Origin of the sequence: Nocardia aurea (assembly GCF_003123685.1) — a bacterium.
Classification (GTDB): domain Bacteria; phylum Actinomycetota; class Actinomycetes; order Mycobacteriales; family Mycobacteriaceae; genus Nocardia; species Nocardia aurea.
The window spans coordinates 511,827-529,160 of the sequence record NZ_QCYJ01000005.1; the positions used below are offsets into that span (position 1 = coordinate 511,827).

Below are 17,334 nucleotides of genomic sequence, written 5' to 3' on the forward strand. Positions count from 1 at the left end.
GGTCCGCTGCTCCGCGCACCGTTTACGATCCGGCCGTCTCGATACCCTGTTGCATTCCGGTGATCGCCTCGTCGACCGACTTGGATCCCTTCAGCGCAGCATAGGCGTTGTCCTGGATGGCCTTCGACACCGCGGGATAGAACGGCGTCACCGGGCGCGGCACCGCGCTGGCGATGGAATCCTTGAGCGCGGGCAGGTACGGCATCTTCGCGATCAGCGCCGGGTCGTCGTACATGGAGGCACGCACCGAAGGCAGTGCGCCCGAGGCGATGATGTGCTGGGCGTCCTCGCTGATCAGGAAGCGCAGGAAGTCGAGCGCGGTGGCCTTGTTCTTGGAGAACGCGCTGATGGCGGCGTTGTAGCCACCGAGAGTCGAGGCGCCGACGCCGTTCTCGCCCGGCAGCGGCGCGACCCCGAATTTGTCCTTCACGTCGGAGGATTCCGCGCCGACGTCGCCGAAGGTGGACGGCCACGAGCGCAGGAACATCAGTTTGCCGGTCGCGAAGGCGTTGCTGGATTCGGGTTCCTTGAAGGTGATCGCCTCGGGCGGGATGTCGCCGTTCTTGAAGGCGTTCACCAGCGTGCTCAGACCGGCCTTGGCCTGCGGGGTGTTCACCGTCGCGGTCTTGCCGTCGGGGCCGACGAAGGTGCCGCCGAAGGCGTTGATGACCTCGGAGGTGTTCACGGTCAGGCCCTCGTATGGCGCGAACTGGCCCGCGTAGCAGCCGATGTTGTTGTCGCGCGCGATCTGGCACTGGCCGAGCATTTCCGCCCAGGTCTTCGGCGGGTTCGGGACCAGATCCTTGCGGTAGAACAGCAGTCCGCCGTTGGTGTTGCGCGGCGCGGCGTAGAGGGTGTTGTTGTAGGTGGCGCTGGCGACCGGGGGCGACAGCAGCGTCGAGGTGTCGATCGCGAAGGAGTCCTTCAGCGGCTGGATCCAGCCCTTGGCCGCGAATTCGGCGGTCCACGGCACGTCGAGCGCGACCACGTCGTAGCCGGACTGCTTGGAACGCATGTGTTCGACGAGGTCGTCGTACTGCTGCGAGGCGTCGTTCGATTGTTCCTTGAACGTCACCTGCTCGTCGGGATGCGAGGCGTTCCAGCGCTCGATGAGCTGCTTGACCACGCCGGTCTCGGTGGTGTCCTTACCTTCGACGTAGGTGATCGGGCCGCGTCCGGTGAGGTTCTGGCCGGTGTTGCTGCCGCCGCTGTCGCTGGAGCATGAACTGGTGAACGTCGCCGTCAGCAGCGCCACCGACACGGCCGCGAGCGCGGCCCTCGGAACGAGCGACGAACGTAGGGACGACACCTTCTTCAAAGCCATCTAGGACACACTCCATTGTCTACGACGTGAGCAGCGGCACACCGTCCGGTGCACAACGCAAGATACATCGTGTTCATCTCGGCTGCCCGACTCTCCTTCGTTTCTGTGGTGAGACATACCCGCACCCGGCCGGGGTTGTGGGCCGTCGCGACGATGACGCCGTGACAATTACCCTGGGGGGCGATGACTTCGCCTGATACGGGTACCGACCGGATGCTCACGCGGATCGGCGGCCTGCTGCGCAAGGCCGAATCGACCGATAACGAACACGAGGCCGAGGCTTTCCTGGCCGCGGCGCAACGGCTGGCCACCCGTTCCTCCATCGATCTGACGGTGGCCCGCGCGCACGTGGCGGGTCGCGAGCGCAGGTCGACGCCCACCCAGCGGGTGATTCCGATCGGCGCGCCGGGCAAGAAGGGGCTGCGCACCTACGTGCAGTTGTTCGTGGCCATCGCGTCGGCCAATGATGTGCGCTGCGATGTCGCGCGCACCTCGACCCAGGTCTACGCCTTCGGGTTCGATTCCGATATCGACACCTGCGAGGCGCTGTACACGAGTCTGCTGGTGCAGATGGTGCGCGCGTCGGATCACTACATCAAATCCGGGCAGTACCGCACCGCGACGGTGGACAAGATCGTCGTGGAGAAGAAGTGGGGGCGGCAGGTCCAGCGGCGCGTGCAGGCCCCTGTCGCACCGGTGACAGCGCGCCTGAATTTCCAGATGGCCTTCGCCGCGCGGATCGGACGCCGATTGGCGCAGGTGCGATCGGAGGTCGAATCCGAGGCCGTCGCGCCGTCGGCGACGGCTGCGGAGTCGGCTGAGGGGACCGCGCTCGCGCTACGCGACAAGGAACTGGAACTCACCGATTTCTACGCTCGCTCCTCCGAGGCGCGCGGAACCTGGCGCGGGCCGCAGGCCTCGGCCGGACATTCGGTGGCGGCGCGCCAAGCCGGGGATCGAGCGGGACGGGCCGCGCGGATCGGCACCGCCCCCGAATTGGGTGCCGCCCGTGGACAATTGACCGAGGGCCAGGGATGATCGCACCGGTTGACGGCGCGGGCCGATCCGCCGGACGCGGTCGTTGAGCGTGCGAGACACCCAGCGCGCCAAGGTCTACGACGCCGAGCGGTTGGTGCGCGGGATGTTCGACCGCGCCGACGAGTCGGGCAGTCGCACCGTGGAGATCCACGGCTCCGGGATCACGCTTCCGATCGAGCGCCGTTTCGCTTCGGTGGAATCGGTTCAGGTCTATGCTGACAAAGTGCTCGCGCTCAATTGGGTACGGGCGCAATGGGATAGAGCCTCGGTTCCCATCCGGGTGCGGTCGCGTGCCGGAGCGGCCGCCGCCCATTACGAGGTTGCCGGCGCGGTCCTGGCGGTGCCCCTGCACACCGGCGGGACCGCGTGGGCGTTGCGCGAACTGGTCGTGCTGCACGAACTCGCCCATCACCTGGAACCCGCCGCCGTCGCCCTCGCCTCGCACGGTCCCGAATTCTGTACGCGCTACCTGGAGTTGGTCGACGGTGTGATCGGTCCGGAAGCCGCGCTCGTGCTGCGGACCGCGTTGCTCGGCTGTGGAGTCCGCTTCGGGTGACTGTTTCGACTCGGATCAGGCGGTGCCGAGCAGTGCGTTGACCCGGTCGAACCTGTCGTGCCACCAGGCGACCCGCTCCGGGTCGGGATGCCGGAACCGCAGCAGCAGTTCGGGATCGGGTACGGCGGGTGTTCTCGGCACGGCCAGGAATCCGTCGACCGGCCGCAGCGATTCGGTGACGACATCGCCCTCGAACAGCGAGGTCGTGCCGAGCCCGCACGCGTAGTCGAGTTCGGGCAGCGCACCGGCCAGTGCCAATTGGGCGCCGAGCCCGACGCTGGTCTCCAACGCCGAGGAGACCACGCAGGGCAGCCCGGCCGCCTCGGCGACCCGCAGCGCGCGTCGCACCCCGCCGAGCGGAGTGCATTTGAGCACCGCGATATCGGCGGCGCCCGCCACCGCGACCCGCAGCGGGTCCTCCGCGCGGCGGATCGATTCGTCGGCGGCGATACGCACGTCGACCTTGCGGCGCACCTCGGCCAACTCCTCGATGGTCCGGCACGGCTGCTCGACATATTCCAGACCGCCCGCCGCCCGGTCGATCCGGGTGATGTGCGCGATCGCCGTCGCGACATCCCAGACCGCGTTGGCGTCGACGCGTACCGCGCCACCGGGGCCGAGCGCGTCCCTGACCGCTTCCACCCTGGCCAGATCCTCCGGCAGGGAATCCGGATGGTCGGCGATCTTCACCTTGGCGGTGCGGCAGCCGGAGTTCGTGACGATCTCGTGGGCCCGCGTCGCGTCGACGGCGGGCACCGTGCAGTTGATCGCGATCCGCTCCCGGACCGGCTCCGGCCAGCCGGTTCCCGACTGCTCGAGCGCCGTCGCCAGCCAGCCCGTCGCCTCGTTGTCGTCGTATTCGGTGAAGGGACAGAATTCGCCCCAGCCGAGCGGGCCGGGGATCAGCATCCCCTCCCGGACGGTGATGCCACGGAATCGGGTGCGCATCGGTATCGCGTACACGACGGGTTCGGTATCGCTCATCGTGGTCAGCCTACGTCGGCCGGAATATCCGGATCGGTGGTGCCGGAGCGCCCCGGCTTGTCATCCTTGGGTATGCGGTCGGATCGTCGGGGTGGACTGAGCGATATCGCCAGGGTGGCAGCGGCTTCGGTACTCGTGTTCGTCGTCGGGGGACTCGTGCTGGTCGCCGTCTCGGTATACGAGGTGGTCGAGCGCGAGACCGGCGGCGGCGCACGCTATCTACCGCTGGCCTATGTCGTCGCGTGGGCGGGCATCGTGTTCTCGGCGGTGGTGGCCGTCGAGCGGGTGGTGGCCAGGATCAGGGCGCGCAGGCCGATCGGGTGGGCGCCGATCGTCGCGGTGCCGCTGCTGGTCGAATCCTGGCTGGCCGGATTGCTGGTCGCGATGGTCGCGGTCTCGATATGACGGTGGCACCCGCCACGGGGGACGGGTGCCACCGGGTGCTCACAAACGCTCGATGATGGTGGCGTTGGCGAGACCGCCTGCCTCACACATGGTTTGCAGGCCGTAGCGCGCGCCGCGTTCCTGCATGGCGTGGACCAGGGTCGTCATCAGTCGTGCGCCGGACGCGCCGAGCGGGTGGCCGATGGCGATCGCGCCGCCGTTCACATTGACCCGCGAGAGGTCGGCCCCGGTGTCCTGCGCCCAGGACAGCACGACCGGTGAGAACGCCTCGTTGATCTCGACCAGGTCGATATCGGAGATCTGGAGTCCGGCGCGCTGCAACACCTTCCTGGTCGCCGGGATGACGGCGGTCAGCATCAGCAGCGGGTCGTCGCCCGCGACCGCGAAGCTGTGCAGTCGGGCCAGCGGCTTCAGGCCGAGTTCACGGGCGCGTTCGCTCGTCATGATCAGCAGGGCGGCGCTGCCGTCGCTCACCTGGCTCGCGCTGGCCGCGGTGATCGCCCAGCCGATTTCGGGGAAGCGGGCGGCCATGGCCTCGTCGTAGTAGGCGGGGCGAAGCTTGCCGAGCGTTTCCAGGGTGCTGCCGACCCGGATCCCCTCGTCGGTCTCCAGGCCGGCGATCGGCGCGAGTTCGCGGGCGAAGGATCCGTTCTTCGTCGCGAGCGCGGCCTTCTCGTGGCTGCCGAGGGCGAATTCGTCGAGTTGCGTGCGGGTCAGACCCCAACGGGCCGCGATCAATTCGGCGCTGATGCCCTGTGAAACCAGTCCTTCCGGGTAGCGTTCGGCGAAACCGACGCCGGAGAAGTCACCGCCGCCGATCATGCTCGCGCCCATGGGAATACGGCCCATCGACTCCACGCCCGCCGCGACCACGATGTCGTAGGCGCCGGAGATGACGCCCTGCGCCGCGAAGTGGATGGCCTGCTGGGAACTGCCGCACTGTCGGTCGACCGTGGTGGCGGGCACCGACTCGGGATAGCCCGCGGCCAACGCCGCGCGTCGGGTCATATTGGCGCCCTGTTCGCCGACCTGGGTGACGATGCCGCCGATCACGTCGTCGATGAGCGCGGGATCGATGCCGCTGCGGTCGACCACTTCGCGCAGGCTGTGCGCGAGCAGGTCGACGGCGTGCACATCGTGCAGCGCGCCGTTGGGCTTACCCCGTCCGATCGGGGTGCGTACCGCCTCGACGATTACCGCGTCTCTCATGGTGCTTCCTTTCGGAGCGGGAGTCCGGCCGGTTTACCTGACTCTACTGTCCTATAGTTAAGTTAACACCTGGATATACTCGACTCAAGTCAGATTTCGCTATGATGTGCGTCATGGCAGCCGTGATGGAAGGGCCGTTGGCCGATTTGAGTTCGTGGAAACCCGATGGGTGCTCCATCGCGAAGGCGATGGATCTGATCGGCACCCGCTCCGCGATCCTGATCCTGCGCGAGGCCTATTACGGCACGCGCCGCTTCGAGGGTTTCGCGTCCCGCGTCGGGATCACCGATGCCGCGGCGGCCGCGCAACTGCGCAAACTTACCGACGCCGGACTGTTCGTCAAACGGCCGTATCGGGAAGAGGGCAAGCGCACCAGGCACGAATACGTGCTCACCCACATGGGCCGCGACCTGCTACCCGCGCTGCTCGCGCTGATGCAATGGGGCGACGCCTACCTGCAACCGGGTCCGGCGCCGCTGCTGCTGGTGGAGGAGGCGACCGGCGCGCCGGTGCGGGTGGAGGTGCGCAGCTCGACGGGCAAGGAGGTCGAGCTGGAGAAGTTGGGGGTGCGCCTCAACGAGGATTACGCGCGTGCGCTGCGGAATGCCCGCGACCAGGCGTAAGCGCCCGGAACCGGGGGAAGGCGGCATGCGGCCTCCCCCCGGCGACGCGCCTCAGTTCAGGCGGCTGCCGTCGGTGGCGGAGAAGAAATAGATGTGCTCGGGAGTCGTCGACAGGTGTATCCGCGCGCCCTTCGTCGGCGGGTTACGCCAATCCGCCCGCGCCACGATGGTTTCCCCCGCGCCGTTGATCTGCCCGGAGGTCGAGGTCCGGCCGTAGACGTAGGCGTCGGAGCCGAGTTCCTCGACCACGTCGACCTCCATCTCGATGCCTTCGGCGTTCGCGCCGCCGAATTCGAAATGTTCCGGCCTGATCCCGGCGACCACCGAACCCTCGCAGATATCGGCCACCGAGCGTGGCACCGGCAGCGCGTATCCGCCCAGTGTCACCGTGCCGTCCTCGACGGCGAGGGTGAACATGTTCATGGCGGGCGACCCCATGAATCCGGCGACGAAGGCGTTGGCCGGATCGCGGTAGAGGTCACGGGGGCTCGCGCACTGCTGCAACAGCCCGTCCTTGAGCACCGCGACGCGATCACCCATGGTCATCGCCTCGACCTGGTCGTGGGTGACGTAGACGGTGGTCGTCCCGAGCCGACGCTGCAACTGCGCGATCTGGGTGCGGGTCTGCACGCGCAGTTTGGCGTCCAGATTCGACAGCGGCTCGTCCATGAGGAACACCTGCGGCGAGCGCACGATCGCCCGGCCCATCGCCACCCGCTGACGCTGTCCGCCGGACAACGCCTTGGGTTTGCGATCCAGATACGGTTCCAGATCCAGCAGTTTCGCCGCCTCCAGCACCCGCTGCTGCTTCTCCGCCTTGGCGACCTTGGCGAGCTTGAGTGCGAAACCCATATTCTCGGCGACCGTCATATGCGGGTAGAGCGCGTAGTTCTGGAACACCATCGCGATATCGCGATCCTTGGGTTCGGCGTCGGTCACGTCGTTCGCGCCGATCAGAATGCGTCCGCCGTTGACCTCCTCCAATCCCGCGAGCATCCGCAGCGAGGTCGACTTGCCGCATCCCGAAGGCCCGACGAGTACGAGGAATTCACCGTCGTTGATCTCCAGATCCAACTGGTCGACGGCCGGTGTGGTCGCACCGGGGTAGAGCCGGGTCGCCTTGTCGAAGGTCACCGTTGCCATGAAAAATTCACATCCCATCACCGGCAGGAACGTGCCGGACGATCCGAGTACAGGGCTCGCGAATGGTAACGGATGCGCGCCTGATCCGACCGCCGCACTTCGCGGATCGGACAACCTCGGCGCCCGCGCGGCCCTCGCGCCGGGTCGGGCGTCATCGGAGCAGGTCGTCGACCATGGTGTTCGCGAGTCCGAAGGCGGTGGTCATGCCGATGCCGGAGGTCACCGAGACCACCCGCAGGCCGGGCGCGGGCTCGGCGACGAGGAATTCGGCGCGCGGAGACGTCGCGTAGATCCCGCGCCAACGCCACAGCACCCGCAGGGGTCGTCCGAACAGGCGCGCGCCCTCGCGCAGCAGGAGTTCGGCGTCGTGTTCGTCATCGAACGGCGGGGGCGTCCGGGCGTAGTGGTGGGTGTCGCCGAGAACCAGTGCGCCGTCGGGGCGCTGGGTCGACATGAGATTCATGACGACGTCGAGCAGTTCCGGAGATTCGCGCGCGATGCGCTCGCGCACGCGCGCGGCCGACGGCATGGCCGACAGTCCGCCGTAGCGCAGCATCGATGTCCCGGTGAGCAGCGCGGATTCCAGGCGCAGGTCACCGGCGTCGACTTCGAGCATCTGGAGTCGGCAGCGGTGGACCGACCATTCCTCGGCCAGATCGGGGAACAACCGGTCGACATCGTGTCCGACGGCGTGCACGGCGCGGCGTCCGCGCAGATCGCCGCGCGAGGTGCGCACGACCACCGCGCCCTCGGTCGATTCGATCCGGCCGACATGGGTGCCTCGATGGAATCGCACGCCGCGGTCCGAGAGCCAGGCGGCCAGCGCCGGTACGGCTTCGCGGGGGTCGACGCGCAGATCGAGCGGTAGCAGCGCGGCCCCGGTGACGGTCCCGGCGGCCACGGGGAGGGCGGCGATCGCCTCATCGCCGAGCAGTGTCACCTGGTCGCCGCCGCGTTCGTCGCGGAACTCCTCGAGCAAGGCGCGTTCGTCGTCACCGCGCGCGAGAACAAAACTCGAAGTGCGGCCGCGAGCGCGCACCGGCGGCCAGGGCGGAACGGTCCGCGTACGCCCGATTACCCGGTGAACAGGCGTTCGGAGGCGGCCAGCGGCGGGCATATCGCGGAGATCTGGGCCACCAGATGCCACGGTCGGGCGGTGTCGGTGGTGGCCTTACCGCTGGTGAGGACGGCGCCCGCGAGACCGCGTGCCGGGTCGGCCCAGCCGTACTGGGTGGTCAGGCCGCTGCGGCCGAAGTGCGTCGCGGTGTCGCGGCCGAATTTCGATCTGCGGCCGCCCAATTCGAATCCGGCGCGACTGACCCGGCCCGCGAGGCCGGGTAGCCACGGCGCCGGGGCGACGGCGGCGCGCAGGGTGTCCGGCTCGAGAACTCGGACACCGTCGAGTTCGCCTCCGCGCGTGAGGATTTCGTAGAAGCGGGACAGTTCGTAGGCGGTGGTCACGAGATTTCCCGACGGGAGTTCGGCGGTCAGGAAGGACGCGGTCGCGGCGTCGGATCGGGAGGGTCCGCCCATGCCGCCGCCGAGTGCCTTGCGCGCCACGAACCGGGACAGTCGGGTCGGGTCGGGTCCGGTCTTGACGCTGGGCACCACGCGGTCGACATCGACGGGATCGACGCCGAAGTTGTTCCAGCGGAAGCCCAGCGGGGTGAGCACGCGTTCGTCGAGGTGTTCGCGCATTCGCTTGCCGGTGGCGCGTTGGACCAGCAGTCGCTGGATCAGTCCGCTGGTCAGCGCGTGGTAGACGCGGAACCGACCCGGCGGCCAGCTGGGAACCAGATCCGTGAGACCCCGTACCGCCAACTCCTCGTCGACGATCAGCTGGAAACCCCGGTAGGGCTTGGTGACGAACGGCACGCCCGCCGAATGCGCGAGCACGTGACCGATGGTGATCGCCGATTTACCGTTGGCCGCGAATTCCGGAATGTATTCGGCCACCCGATCTTCCAGGCCGAATACGCCCTGTTCGACGAGCATGGACATCACCGTCGCCGCGACGCCCTTGGCGGTGGAGAAACCGCAGAAGGGGGTTTCCGTGGTCGCGAGCACCTTGTCCGCGTCGGGGGCGTCGCGTGGGCCGTTGCCCCAGCCGTGCCCGATCGCGCGATTCAGGATGATCTGTCCACGGTGACGCAGGCAGATCTGGATGGCGGGGGTGGTGCCGAGCCGGTACCACGACTGCACCGAGGACCACAGCGCTTCGATATCGGCGCGGGTCGGTCCCCCGTCGGTCGGGGCGTCTTCGTGACCGACGGTCGTCACCGAGTCCAGGTCGGTGGTCACGGTCACCAGGGTGTCGGGAGCTGGCTTCACCTCGGCGAGCCTATCGACCGGACCTGATCGGCGGCTGAGTGCCGCGCTAGCCGGGATGGACGACCATGACGGGGCACTTCGCTCGCTGGACCAGCGTCGCGCTGGTCGAACCGAGCATGAACCGGGCGAATCGCCCGTGTCCCCGGCTGCCGACCACGAGCAGCCGCGCCGTCTGCGACCAGGACAGCAGTTGATCGCGCGGCGTCCCGCGTTCGACGCGGCGCTGTAGGTCGACGGACGGGTAGCGCTCCCGCCAGCCCGCCAACCGCTCGGCGAGCAACGCCCGATCGGGCGCCGACACGTCGACGGGTTCGTCGGACGCCGCGAGCAGGCGGGAGAACCGGCCCGCGTACGGGTCGGCCCAGCTGTGCACCGCGATCAGCGGGGCGGAGGCCACGGCGGCTTCCCGGAAGGCCACACCGGTCGCGGCGTCACTGACCGGGCTGCCGTCGATCCCGACCACCACCGGCGCGGAGGGTGCCGCCTGGGATTCCCCGGCGCGGACGACGACCACCGCGCCGCGTGCGCGACTGACGACCGACAGCAGGATCGATCCGAGGCGGCCGATCCCGAGGCTGTCGGTGGGGCCGCCGAGGACGACGAGGTGCGCGGATTCCGAACAGTCGACCAGTAGTTGGCCGGGGTCACCCGATTCGAGTCGCGGGGTGATCGCCGGGGCGGCCGAATCGGTCTGCTCGGCGAGCCGGGTCGCCTCGGTGACGATCGACTCGCCGATCGCGGTCGTCTGCTCGCGGGATCGCACCGCGAACCCGTCGGTGTCGAGATCCATGCCGTGGACGATCACCAGTTCGCGTTGCCGTCGCGCCGCCGCCGTGGCCGCCCAGCGCACCGCCGCGTCGGATGCCTCTGTGCCGTCGACACCGACCACGACCGGCGCCGATGCCAGCGAATGCGGGTCGACGGAATCGGAGCGGGTCACGGGCGGACCCGGAGGGGGAGATCGGTCACCGCGGCCTCCGTTCGGATGTGCTTCGATACGGCGAGTCCGGGCGCGGCCCACCTCGCGAGCGTCACCGACGGACCCCGTCGCGGCGCTCCGAAACGCCCGAAGGTGATGTTGCCACGATATTGCCGATGGTGGGTCGTGTCGACCGTATCGGTCTCGGGAACGATCACCGGGCCGGATGACGATCACGGCGGTAGCCTCGATCGGGGAACCCACCCGAGTGACGAGGAGCGCCCGATGAGCCGTCCTGTTCGTATCGGAGTTCAGCTGCAACCACAGCACGCGCCCACCTACGGACTGATCCGCGACGCGGTGTTGCGCAGCGAGGACGCCGGTGTCGACATCGTGTTCAACTGGGACCATTTCTTTCCGCTGACCGGCGACCCGGCCGGTGCGCATTTCGAATGCTGGACCATGCTCGGCGCGTTCGCCGAACAGACCGAACGGGTGGAGATCGGCGCGCTGGTCACCGGCGGCGGCTACCGCAACCCCGATCTGCTCGCCGATATGGCTCGCACCGTCGACCACATCAGCGGCGGGCGGCTGATCCTCGGCCTCGGCGCGGGCTGGTTCGAACGTGACTACGACGAATACGGCTACGACTTCGGCACGCCGGGCACTCGCCTGGCCCTGCTGAAGGAGAGCTTGGAACGCCTCACCGCCCGGCTGGCGAAGCTGAATCCGGCACCGACGCGCGAGATTCCGATCCTCATCGGCGGTGGCGGGGAGAAGAAGACCCTGCGACTGGTCGCCCAGTACGCGCATATGTGGCACACCTTCGCCGATCTGGACGTCCTCGCGCACAAGAACAAGGTGCTCGCCGAGCATTGCGACGCCGTCGGCACCGATCAGTCGCGTATCGAGCGTTCGGTGCAGTGGCCGGGGGGCGAGCGGGCGGCCGAATTCGTCGCCGCGGGTGTCACGACGTTCACGGTCGGCGTCAGTGGACCGTCCTATGACCTGAGCGAAGTGATCGGCGCTATCCGTTGGCGCGACGAGGTGAACCCGGAGCCGGTCACCGGGATCGCCTGAGCGCGACCCGGCCCGCGTCGAGCCGCCGGGCCGACCGTATGCCGGGTGCCTTCCGCTCACCGTGAGCGAAACAGGATCGGCAGGAAACGGGCGCGACCGTGGTGGATTGCCACAGGGTAACCGGGACCCTGAGGCTAGGGTTTTTCACATGGCTGGTCTGCCCGCTGTGCGGTCTCGTGCGTTGATCGCCGTGCTGTTGCTCGCTGTCGCGTTCCTGGCGGCGGGCTGCGGTTCCGGCGACGATTCGACGACGGGACGTGATCTGTGTTCGCCGCCGGGTCTGAGCGCGGCCTCCGCCGCGCCCACGAATCTGGCGTCCTCGGCGTCGGCGGGACCGGACCGGTTCACCACCGCGAGTTCGGTGCCGCCGCAGTCCATCGATATCGGCAAACTCGGCCTCATCACGCCGGGCACGCTCAGTGTCGGCACGCTGTCGGACGCCCCGCCGAGTATCTGCGTGAACGCGCAGGGGGCGTTCACCGGTTTCGACAACCAACTGCTCGAGGCGGTAGCCGCGAAAATCGGTCTGCGGGTGGAGTTCTCCGGCACCGAGTTCGCCGGATTGCTGGCGCAGGTGGCGGGTAGGCGTTTCGACGTCGGCTCCTCCAACATCACCACCACCGACGCGCGCCGTCAGCTGGTCGGATTCACCAACGGTTACGACTTCGGCTATTTCGCGCTCGTCGTCCCCGCGGGCAGTCCGGTGAAGGGATTCGCCGACCTGAATTCCGGCAGCAGGATCGCGGTGGTGCAGGGCACGGTGCAGGACGATTACGTCGTCAACACCCTGAAGCTGGATCCGGTGAAATTCCCGGATTACAACACCGCTTACGCGAATTTGAAATCAGGTCAGGTCGACGCCTGGGTCGCGCCGTCGGCGCAGGCGGAGGGGGCGATCAAGCCGGGTGACGGCACGGCGGTCGTCCAGAATGCCTTCAGTCTGGACAATTTCGCGGCCTGGGCGGTCGGCAAAGGTAATCAGCCCCTCATCGACGCGCTCAACAGCGGACTCGACGCGGTGATCGCCGACGGCACCTACGCGCGCCTCTATGCCGACTGGGTGCCCCGCCAACTTCCGCCGGGCTGGAAACCCGGCTCGAAGGCCGCCCCGGTGCCGCAGCTGCCGGATTTCGCGGCCGTCGCCGCCGAACAGCAATCCGACGACACCGCGCCGAACGCCCCGAAATCGACATTCCAGCAGTTGCGCGAGACCTTCTTCGACTGGTCGCTCTACCGCGAGGCCTTTCCGGATCTGTTGCGGACCGGCCTGCCCAATACCCTGATTCTCGCGGTGGTTTCGGGATTCCTCGGCACCGTCATCGGCATGCTCCTCGCGGTGGCCGGTATTTCGAGAACTCGCTGGTTGCGCTGGCCCGCACGGGTGTACACCGATACCTTCCGCGGCCTGCCCGCCGTGGTGATCATCCTGTTGATCGGCCTCGGCGTCGGGCCGGTGGTCAAGAATCTCACCGGCAACAATCCGTACTGGCTCGGCGCCGTCGCCCTCGCGCTGCTGGCTTCCGCCTATATCGGGGAGATATTCCGTTCCGGCATCCAGTCCGTCGAGCCGGGGCAATTGGAAGCGGCCCGCGCCATCGGATTCGGGTACACCCAGTCCATGGTGCTGGTGGTGATTCCGCAGGGCGTGCGGCGAGTGCTGCCCGCGTTGATGAATCAATTCATCGCGCTCATCAAGGATTCCTCGCTGATCTACTTCCTCGGCCTGCTCGCCAGTCAGCGCGAATTGTTCGCGGTCGGACGTGATCTCAACGCGCAGACCGGAAATCTGTCGCCGTTGGTCGCCGCCGGTCTGGTGTATCTCGCGCTGACCATTCCGCTGACGCACCTGGTCAACTACATCGATCGGCGCATGCGCACCGGAAGGCCCGACCGGCCCATCGATGAACTCGAACAGGCAACCATCACGGAAGGACGCTGACCGATGAGCGAGACGACCACCGGCGCCGCCCTGACCGGGACCGACCTGCATCTGACCCTCGGCAACAATCACGTACTGCGCGGTATCGACATCCATGTCGACGCGGGCCGCACGGCCACCGTCATCGGTCCGTCGGGTTCGGGTAAGTCCACATTGCTGCGGGTGCTGAACCGCCTGTACGAACCCGATCGCGGCGATGTGCTGCTGGACGGGAAATCGGTGCTCACCGAAGATCCCGACCGGCTGCGTCAGCGCATCGGCATGGTTTTCCAGCAGTTCAATCTCTTCCCGCATATGACCGTCGTGCAGAACGTGGCACTAGGGCCGCGCAAATTACGCGGATTGTCCAAGGAGGCCGCGCGGGCCGCGGCGATCGAGCAGCTCGAGATCGTCGGGCTGGCCGAGAAGGCGAACGCGCGGCCGGCGAATCTGTCCGGTGGTCAGCAGCAGCGGGTGGCCATCGCGCGTGCGCTGGCCATGCGCCCGCAGATCATGTTCTTCGACGAGGCCACCTCGGCGCTGGACCCGGAATTGGTCAAGGGTGTGCTCGCGCTCATGGCCGAGCTCGCCTCCGGCGGTATGTCCATGGTCGTGGTGACCCACGAGATGGGTTTCGCGCGCAGCGTCTCCGACAGCGTCGTCTTCATGGACGCGGGACAGGTCGTCGAGACGGGTACGCCCGACGCGCTCTTCGAGGACGCGCAGACCGACCGGCTGCGCAGATTCCTGTCTCAGGTGCTCTGATCACGATCCGGCATACTGTCGGTTACCTGCAATGATGCGCACCTGATAATGTGTTCACGTTCACAGATTCACCTGTCCGTCGGTATGGAGGAGGCATTCTGATGACTACAGCACATGTCGAGCACACCGAACACGCGCACGTCCACGGGCCCGACTGCGGGCACGTCGCGGTACCGCACGGCGACCACGTCGACTACGTCCACGACGGACATCTGCACCGCGCCCACGACGGACATTTCGACGAGTGCGAGCCTGTGGGTCATACCGAACACGCGACCCACGACCACGTGCACGGCGAGGGCTGCGGGCATGTCGCGGTGCCGCACGGTGATCACGTCGATTACGTCCACGACGGACATCGCCACGCCCCGCACAACGGGCACTACGACGAGCACTGACGGAGAAGCCCACACGCCGATCAGGTAGACCGACACCGGAGGACAGGGAAGACTCCGGTTGGGCGCCTACCTGGTCGCCACTTCGAGGAGCATGATCGCGGTCGGTCCCGCTCGGGCGGGGGTGATTGCCGCCGGGCCGATCGCGTCGGTGGATAGGACTAGAGTCGGCGCCGTGATCGAGGCGATCAAGATTCCGACCGAGGCAGGTACCTTCGACGCGCTGGCCTGCGGTGCGTCCGGCGGCAGGGAAGTGATGCTGCTGCACGGGTTTCCGGAGGCGGCGATCGAATGGGAATTCCAGCTCGGCGCGCTCGGCAACGGCGGATGTCAGGTCGTCGCCCCCGATCTGCGCGGCTACTCCCCCGGGGTCCGCCCGGAGCGGGTCGACGCCTATCGCGTGGAGGAATTCGTCGGCGATGTGATCGCGATCGCCGACGAACTCGGTTGGCAGCGTTTCGATCTCGTCGGCCACGACTCCGGCGGCTACATCGGTTGGTCGGCCGCCGCGGCGTATCCGCAGCGCGTCCGTACCCTCGCCGCCATCTCCACGCCGCATCCGGCGGCCTTCCTGCGCGCACTCACCGAGGACGAGGACCAGGCCCAGCGTTCCCAGTACTTCGAACTGCTACGCAGGCCGCGCGTCGCCGAACGGATCCTGCTCGCCGACGGCGCGACCGCACTGCGCAAGATCTTCGACTGGAAGATCCCCGAGGAGCGCGTCGAGGACTACATCCACCGGCTGACCCAGCCCGAGGCGCTCACCGCGGCACTGAACTGGTACCGCGCGCTGCACCTCGCGGGCCCCACGCCACCCGTCGACGTCCCCACCCTCTACGTCTGGAGCACCGAGGACACCGCCATCGGCTCCTTCGCCGCCCAGACCACCGCCGACCACGTCACCGGCCCCTACCGCTTCGAAATGCTCGAAGACATCTCCCATTGGATCCCCGAACAGGCCCCGGAAGCCCTCACCATGCTCCTGATGGAACACCTTCTGGCCCACCGGGGTTGACGGTATCGGCAGCCACATCGCGGTGGATTCCGCGTTCTTCGAGCATCCCGCGGCAGTGAGGTGGCTGTCATCATCTCGATGGCGGATTACGAGCGATTGCACGAACACGCCGACCTTCTCGATGCGTTGCGATTGCGGCGGATGCGCGAAGACGGCTACGAGGTCATGTCGATGTCGGAGATGCTCGATGCGCTGGGTGTCGATCCCGCCTCGGTCCTGGCTTCGTGAAAGCTCGATTTCACTCCGATGTCCTGAAGCAACTCCAGAACCTGCCTCGAGAGGTGTTCGAGAGCGCGCTGCACGCGATCGTCGATGATGAGCAGTTGGCCACGATCATGACCGTGGCCAAGAGATCGGACGCCTATCGCTGACTACGGGGTCGGGTCGGTGCTGACGGTGGCGAAGGCGGACCACAGGATGGGGGAGTACTCGATCGCGCCCTTGTCGCGCCAGTGCGCGGATCGGGCGCGTTGCCAGTCGGCGAGGGCGGCGATCGGGGTGGGGAGTTCGTGGGCGGCGTCGATCGCGCAGATGGTGTCCTGGAGGGGGCGGGCATCGGGGGGCGCGCCCGCGATGCGCTGAAAGGCGAGATCTGTCGGCAGCGGCCAGCGGCTCGCGGTGACGAGTTCGGCGCCGCCGTTGATCATGGCCGCGGTGAGGCCGAGTGCCTCGGAGAACCGGAGATCGCCGCCGCTCTCGCAGGCGATGAGCGCGACCCGGCTGGGCATCGGCCAGAGTTCGCTGCCCGCGCGCGGTGGCACGTCGAGGGTGTGGGTGCCCAACAGCAGGTCCTTGGCCGACAGCGGCCGGTGGGTTCGGGTGGGTTCGGCGAAACCGACGGAGTCGGCGGTGCACGCCAGGTGGAGTTCGGCGTTCTCGCTGCGCCCGGATTCGGGGGCGGCGGCGGTGACGTGGCCGACGTAGATCAGCCGGGCGGCCCCTCGGCGCAGGGTTTCGCCGAGCCAGTCGCGGTCCACATCGGTGCGGCGGAAGATCTCCGAGGGCGCGGTGACCGGCGGGACGATCCTGCCGCGTGCGGCGTACTCGGCGACGCGCTCGGTCAGCGGGGTCGATTCGCTCATGCGACCGAGTACCGAACCCAACGCGGAATCGGCGCGGAAACCAGGAATGCGCGGATCGAGCACTGCCACGACGGGCAGATCGCGGTCGTTTGCCCACGACCGGGCGATACGACCGGGCGCGTGCACGATGCCCGCGGGCGCGAGCAGGCTGATATCGGCGATATCGATCAGCCGCAAGGTCGGAGCGGGGGCGATGATCTCCCACGGCACCTGGGCCACCCGGGGCGACGGCTGCAATCGGATATGCGGACGCACCCCGTCGTGGTGCAGCGCCGCGAGCTGTTCGGCGAGCCCCGACGGCAGCAGTGCGCGGGAAAGCCGCTGGGCCAGGCTGTATTCGGCGTCCGGTGTGGCGAACGCGCCCCGCGTGAGGGCGTATTCGAGTCCGCTCGGATCGTTCGGATTCGGCAGTGCGGCGGCGAGCAGCCGCACTGCCTCGTCGATCGGCGCGGCGGGCAGCATGCTCGCGCCGCGCGGCGCGATACCGTCGACCCACCGCCACGACATGTACAGATCGCCCGCATCGGCCATCCGCACCAGAACGGTC

General features: G+C 67.9%; 18 protein-coding genes and 1 pseudogene. 11 read left to right on the forward strand and 8 right to left on the reverse strand.

The window, feature by feature from the left end; genetic code table 11:
• Positions 1-22: 22 nt before the first annotated feature.
• Complete coding sequence (locus DAT37_RS02965) at positions 23-1,324, reverse strand: ABC transporter substrate-binding protein (RefSeq protein WP_109523054.1); 1,302 nt, start codon at positions 1,322-1,324, stop codon at positions 23-25.
• Positions 1,325-1,507: 183 nt separating this feature from the next.
• On the opposite strand from DAT37_RS02965, the gene DAT37_RS02970 reads away from it, so the two are divergent.
• Complete coding sequence (locus tag DAT37_RS02970) at positions 1,508-2,362, forward strand: DUF2786 domain-containing protein (RefSeq protein ID WP_232839458.1); 855 nt, start codon at positions 1,508-1,510, stop codon at positions 2,360-2,362.
• A gap of 43 nt (positions 2,363-2,405) precedes the next feature.
• On the forward strand, positions 2,406-2,918 hold the full coding sequence (locus tag DAT37_RS02975; RefSeq protein ID WP_109523056.1) for a TIGR04338 family metallohydrolase: 513 nt from the start codon (positions 2,406-2,408) through the stop codon (positions 2,916-2,918).
• 15 nt (positions 2,919-2,933) lie between these two features.
• Here DAT37_RS02975 and DAT37_RS02980 read toward each other — a convergent pair whose 3' ends face one another.
• A complete protein-coding gene (locus tag DAT37_RS02980; RefSeq protein WP_109523057.1) occupies positions 2,934-3,902 on the reverse strand; it encodes an o-succinylbenzoate synthase in 969 nt (322 codons plus the stop codon).
• Positions 3,903-3,974: 72 nt separating this feature from the next.
• Here DAT37_RS02980 and DAT37_RS02985 point away from each other — a divergent pair, with 72 nt between their 5' ends.
• Positions 3,975-4,307, forward strand: coding sequence for a hypothetical protein (locus tag DAT37_RS02985; protein ID WP_109523058.1), 333 nt, complete (start codon positions 3,975-3,977; stop codon positions 4,305-4,307).
• Between the two features lie 39 nt (positions 4,308-4,346).
• Here DAT37_RS02985 and DAT37_RS02990 read toward each other — a convergent pair whose 3' ends face one another.
• On the reverse strand, positions 4,347-5,516 hold the full coding sequence (locus DAT37_RS02990; RefSeq protein ID WP_109523059.1) for a thiolase family protein: 1,170 nt from the start codon (positions 5,514-5,516) through the stop codon (positions 4,347-4,349).
• Positions 5,517-5,617: 101 nt separating this feature from the next.
• On the opposite strand from DAT37_RS02990, the gene DAT37_RS02995 reads away from it, so the two are divergent.
• Positions 5,618-6,139, forward strand: coding sequence for a winged helix-turn-helix transcriptional regulator (locus DAT37_RS02995; protein WP_198654052.1), 522 nt, complete (start codon positions 5,618-5,620; stop codon positions 6,137-6,139).
• A 51-nt stretch (positions 6,140-6,190) separates the two neighbouring features.
• Here DAT37_RS02995 and DAT37_RS03000 read toward each other — a convergent pair whose 3' ends face one another.
• The 4 genes from DAT37_RS03000 to DAT37_RS03015 form a co-directional block, all read right to left on the reverse strand.
• Positions 6,191-7,282, reverse strand: coding sequence for an ABC transporter ATP-binding protein (locus DAT37_RS03000; protein ID WP_109523259.1), 1,092 nt, complete (start codon positions 7,280-7,282; stop codon positions 6,191-6,193).
• Between the two features lie 151 nt (positions 7,283-7,433).
• Positions 7,434-8,399 (reverse strand): FAD-dependent oxidoreductase, encoded by a 966-nt coding sequence (locus tag DAT37_RS03005; protein ID WP_109523060.1) that lies wholly within the window; start codon positions 8,397-8,399, stop codon positions 7,434-7,436.
• Positions 8,357-9,613: a beta-lactamase family protein gene (locus DAT37_RS03010; protein WP_232839460.1), complete on the reverse strand. Its 1,257-nt coding sequence runs from the start codon at positions 9,611-9,613 to the stop codon at positions 8,357-8,359. Before DAT37_RS03010 ends, DAT37_RS03005 begins: the two co-directional genes overlap by 43 nt.
• Positions 9,614-9,659: 46 nt before the next feature.
• Positions 9,660-10,553, reverse strand: a complete 894-nt coding sequence (locus DAT37_RS03015; protein WP_109523061.1) for a universal stress protein — start codon at positions 10,551-10,553, stop codon at positions 9,660-9,662.
• Positions 10,554-10,817: 264 nt separating this feature from the next.
• On the opposite strand from DAT37_RS03015, the gene DAT37_RS03025 reads away from it, so the two are divergent.
• The 7 genes and pseudogenes from DAT37_RS03025 to DAT37_RS43795 all read left to right on the forward strand — a co-directional run bounded on the left by DAT37_RS03025 (position 10,818) and on the right by DAT37_RS43795 (position 16,076).
• Positions 10,818-11,612: an LLM class F420-dependent oxidoreductase gene (locus DAT37_RS03025; protein ID WP_109523063.1), complete on the forward strand. Its 795-nt coding sequence runs from the start codon at positions 10,818-10,820 to the stop codon at positions 11,610-11,612.
• 148 nt (positions 11,613-11,760) lie between these two features.
• A complete protein-coding gene (locus DAT37_RS03030; RefSeq protein ID WP_109523064.1) occupies positions 11,761-13,551 on the forward strand; it encodes an ABC transporter substrate-binding protein/permease in 1,791 nt (596 codons plus the stop codon).
• A gap of 3 nt (positions 13,552-13,554) precedes the next feature.
• A complete protein-coding gene (locus DAT37_RS03035; protein ID WP_109523065.1) occupies positions 13,555-14,295 on the forward strand; it encodes an amino acid ABC transporter ATP-binding protein in 741 nt (246 codons plus the stop codon).
• A 101-nt stretch (positions 14,296-14,396) separates the two neighbouring features.
• Positions 14,397-14,693: a hypothetical protein gene (locus DAT37_RS03040; RefSeq protein WP_109523066.1), complete on the forward strand. Its 297-nt coding sequence runs from the start codon at positions 14,397-14,399 to the stop codon at positions 14,691-14,693.
• Between the two features lie 172 nt (positions 14,694-14,865).
• A complete protein-coding gene (locus DAT37_RS03045; protein ID WP_232839461.1) occupies positions 14,866-15,705 on the forward strand; it encodes an alpha/beta fold hydrolase in 840 nt (279 codons plus the stop codon).
• Positions 15,706-15,759: 54 nt separating this feature from the next.
• A pseudogene (locus DAT37_RS03050) lies at positions 15,760-15,933 on the forward strand (hypothetical protein); the annotation flags it as partial.
• On the forward strand, positions 15,930-16,076 hold the full coding sequence (locus DAT37_RS43795) for a hypothetical protein (protein ID WP_157978250.1): 147 nt from the start codon (positions 15,930-15,932) through the stop codon (positions 16,074-16,076). The pseudogene DAT37_RS03050 and the gene DAT37_RS43795, both read left to right, overlap by 4 nt.
• On the opposite strand, the gene DAT37_RS03055 is transcribed toward DAT37_RS43795, so the two are convergent.
• Positions 16,077-17,318 carry a CHAT domain-containing protein gene (locus DAT37_RS03055; protein WP_109523263.1) on the reverse strand — a complete coding sequence of 414 codons (1,242 nt, stop codon included), beginning with the start codon at positions 17,316-17,318 and terminating at the stop codon, positions 16,077-16,079. It lies immediately after the preceding gene.
• Positions 17,319-17,334: the final 16 nt, after the last annotated feature.

Coding starts and splice junctions, on each gene's coding strand:
- DAT37_RS02965 (WP_109523054.1), bottom strand. CDS start 1,324: ATGGCTTTGAAGAAGGTGTCGTCCCTACGTTCGTCGCTCGTTCCGAGG.
- DAT37_RS02970 (WP_232839458.1), top strand. CDS start 1,508: ATGACTTCGCCTGATACGGGTACCGACCGGATGCTCACGCGGATCGGC.
- DAT37_RS02980 (WP_109523057.1), bottom strand. CDS start 3,902: ATGAGCGATACCGAACCCGTCGTGTACGCGATACCGATGCGCACCCGA.
- DAT37_RS02985 (WP_109523058.1), top strand. CDS start 3,975: ATGCGGTCGGATCGTCGGGGTGGACTGAGCGATATCGCCAGGGTGGCA.
- DAT37_RS02990 (WP_109523059.1), bottom strand. CDS start 5,516: ATGAGAGACGCGGTAATCGTCGAGGCGGTACGCACCCCGATCGGACGG.
- DAT37_RS02995 (WP_198654052.1), top strand. CDS start 5,618: ATGATGTGCGTCATGGCAGCCGTGATGGAAGGGCCGTTGGCCGATTTG.
- DAT37_RS03000 (WP_109523259.1), bottom strand. CDS start 7,282: ATGGCAACGGTGACCTTCGACAAGGCGACCCGGCTCTACCCCGGTGCG.
- DAT37_RS03005 (WP_109523060.1), bottom strand. CDS start 8,399: ATGCCCGCCGCTGGCCGCCTCCGAACGCCTGTTCACCGGGTAATCGGG.
- DAT37_RS03025 (WP_109523063.1), top strand. CDS start 10,818: ATGAGCCGTCCTGTTCGTATCGGAGTTCAGCTGCAACCACAGCACGCG.
- DAT37_RS03030 (WP_109523064.1), top strand. CDS start 11,761: ATGGCTGGTCTGCCCGCTGTGCGGTCTCGTGCGTTGATCGCCGTGCTG.
- DAT37_RS03035 (WP_109523065.1), top strand. CDS start 13,555: ATGAGCGAGACGACCACCGGCGCCGCCCTGACCGGGACCGACCTGCAT.
- DAT37_RS03040 (WP_109523066.1), top strand. CDS start 14,397: ATGACTACAGCACATGTCGAGCACACCGAACACGCGCACGTCCACGGG.
- DAT37_RS03055 (WP_109523263.1), bottom strand. CDS start 17,318: ATGGCCGATGCGGGCGATCTGTACATGTCGTGGCGGTGGGTCGACGGT.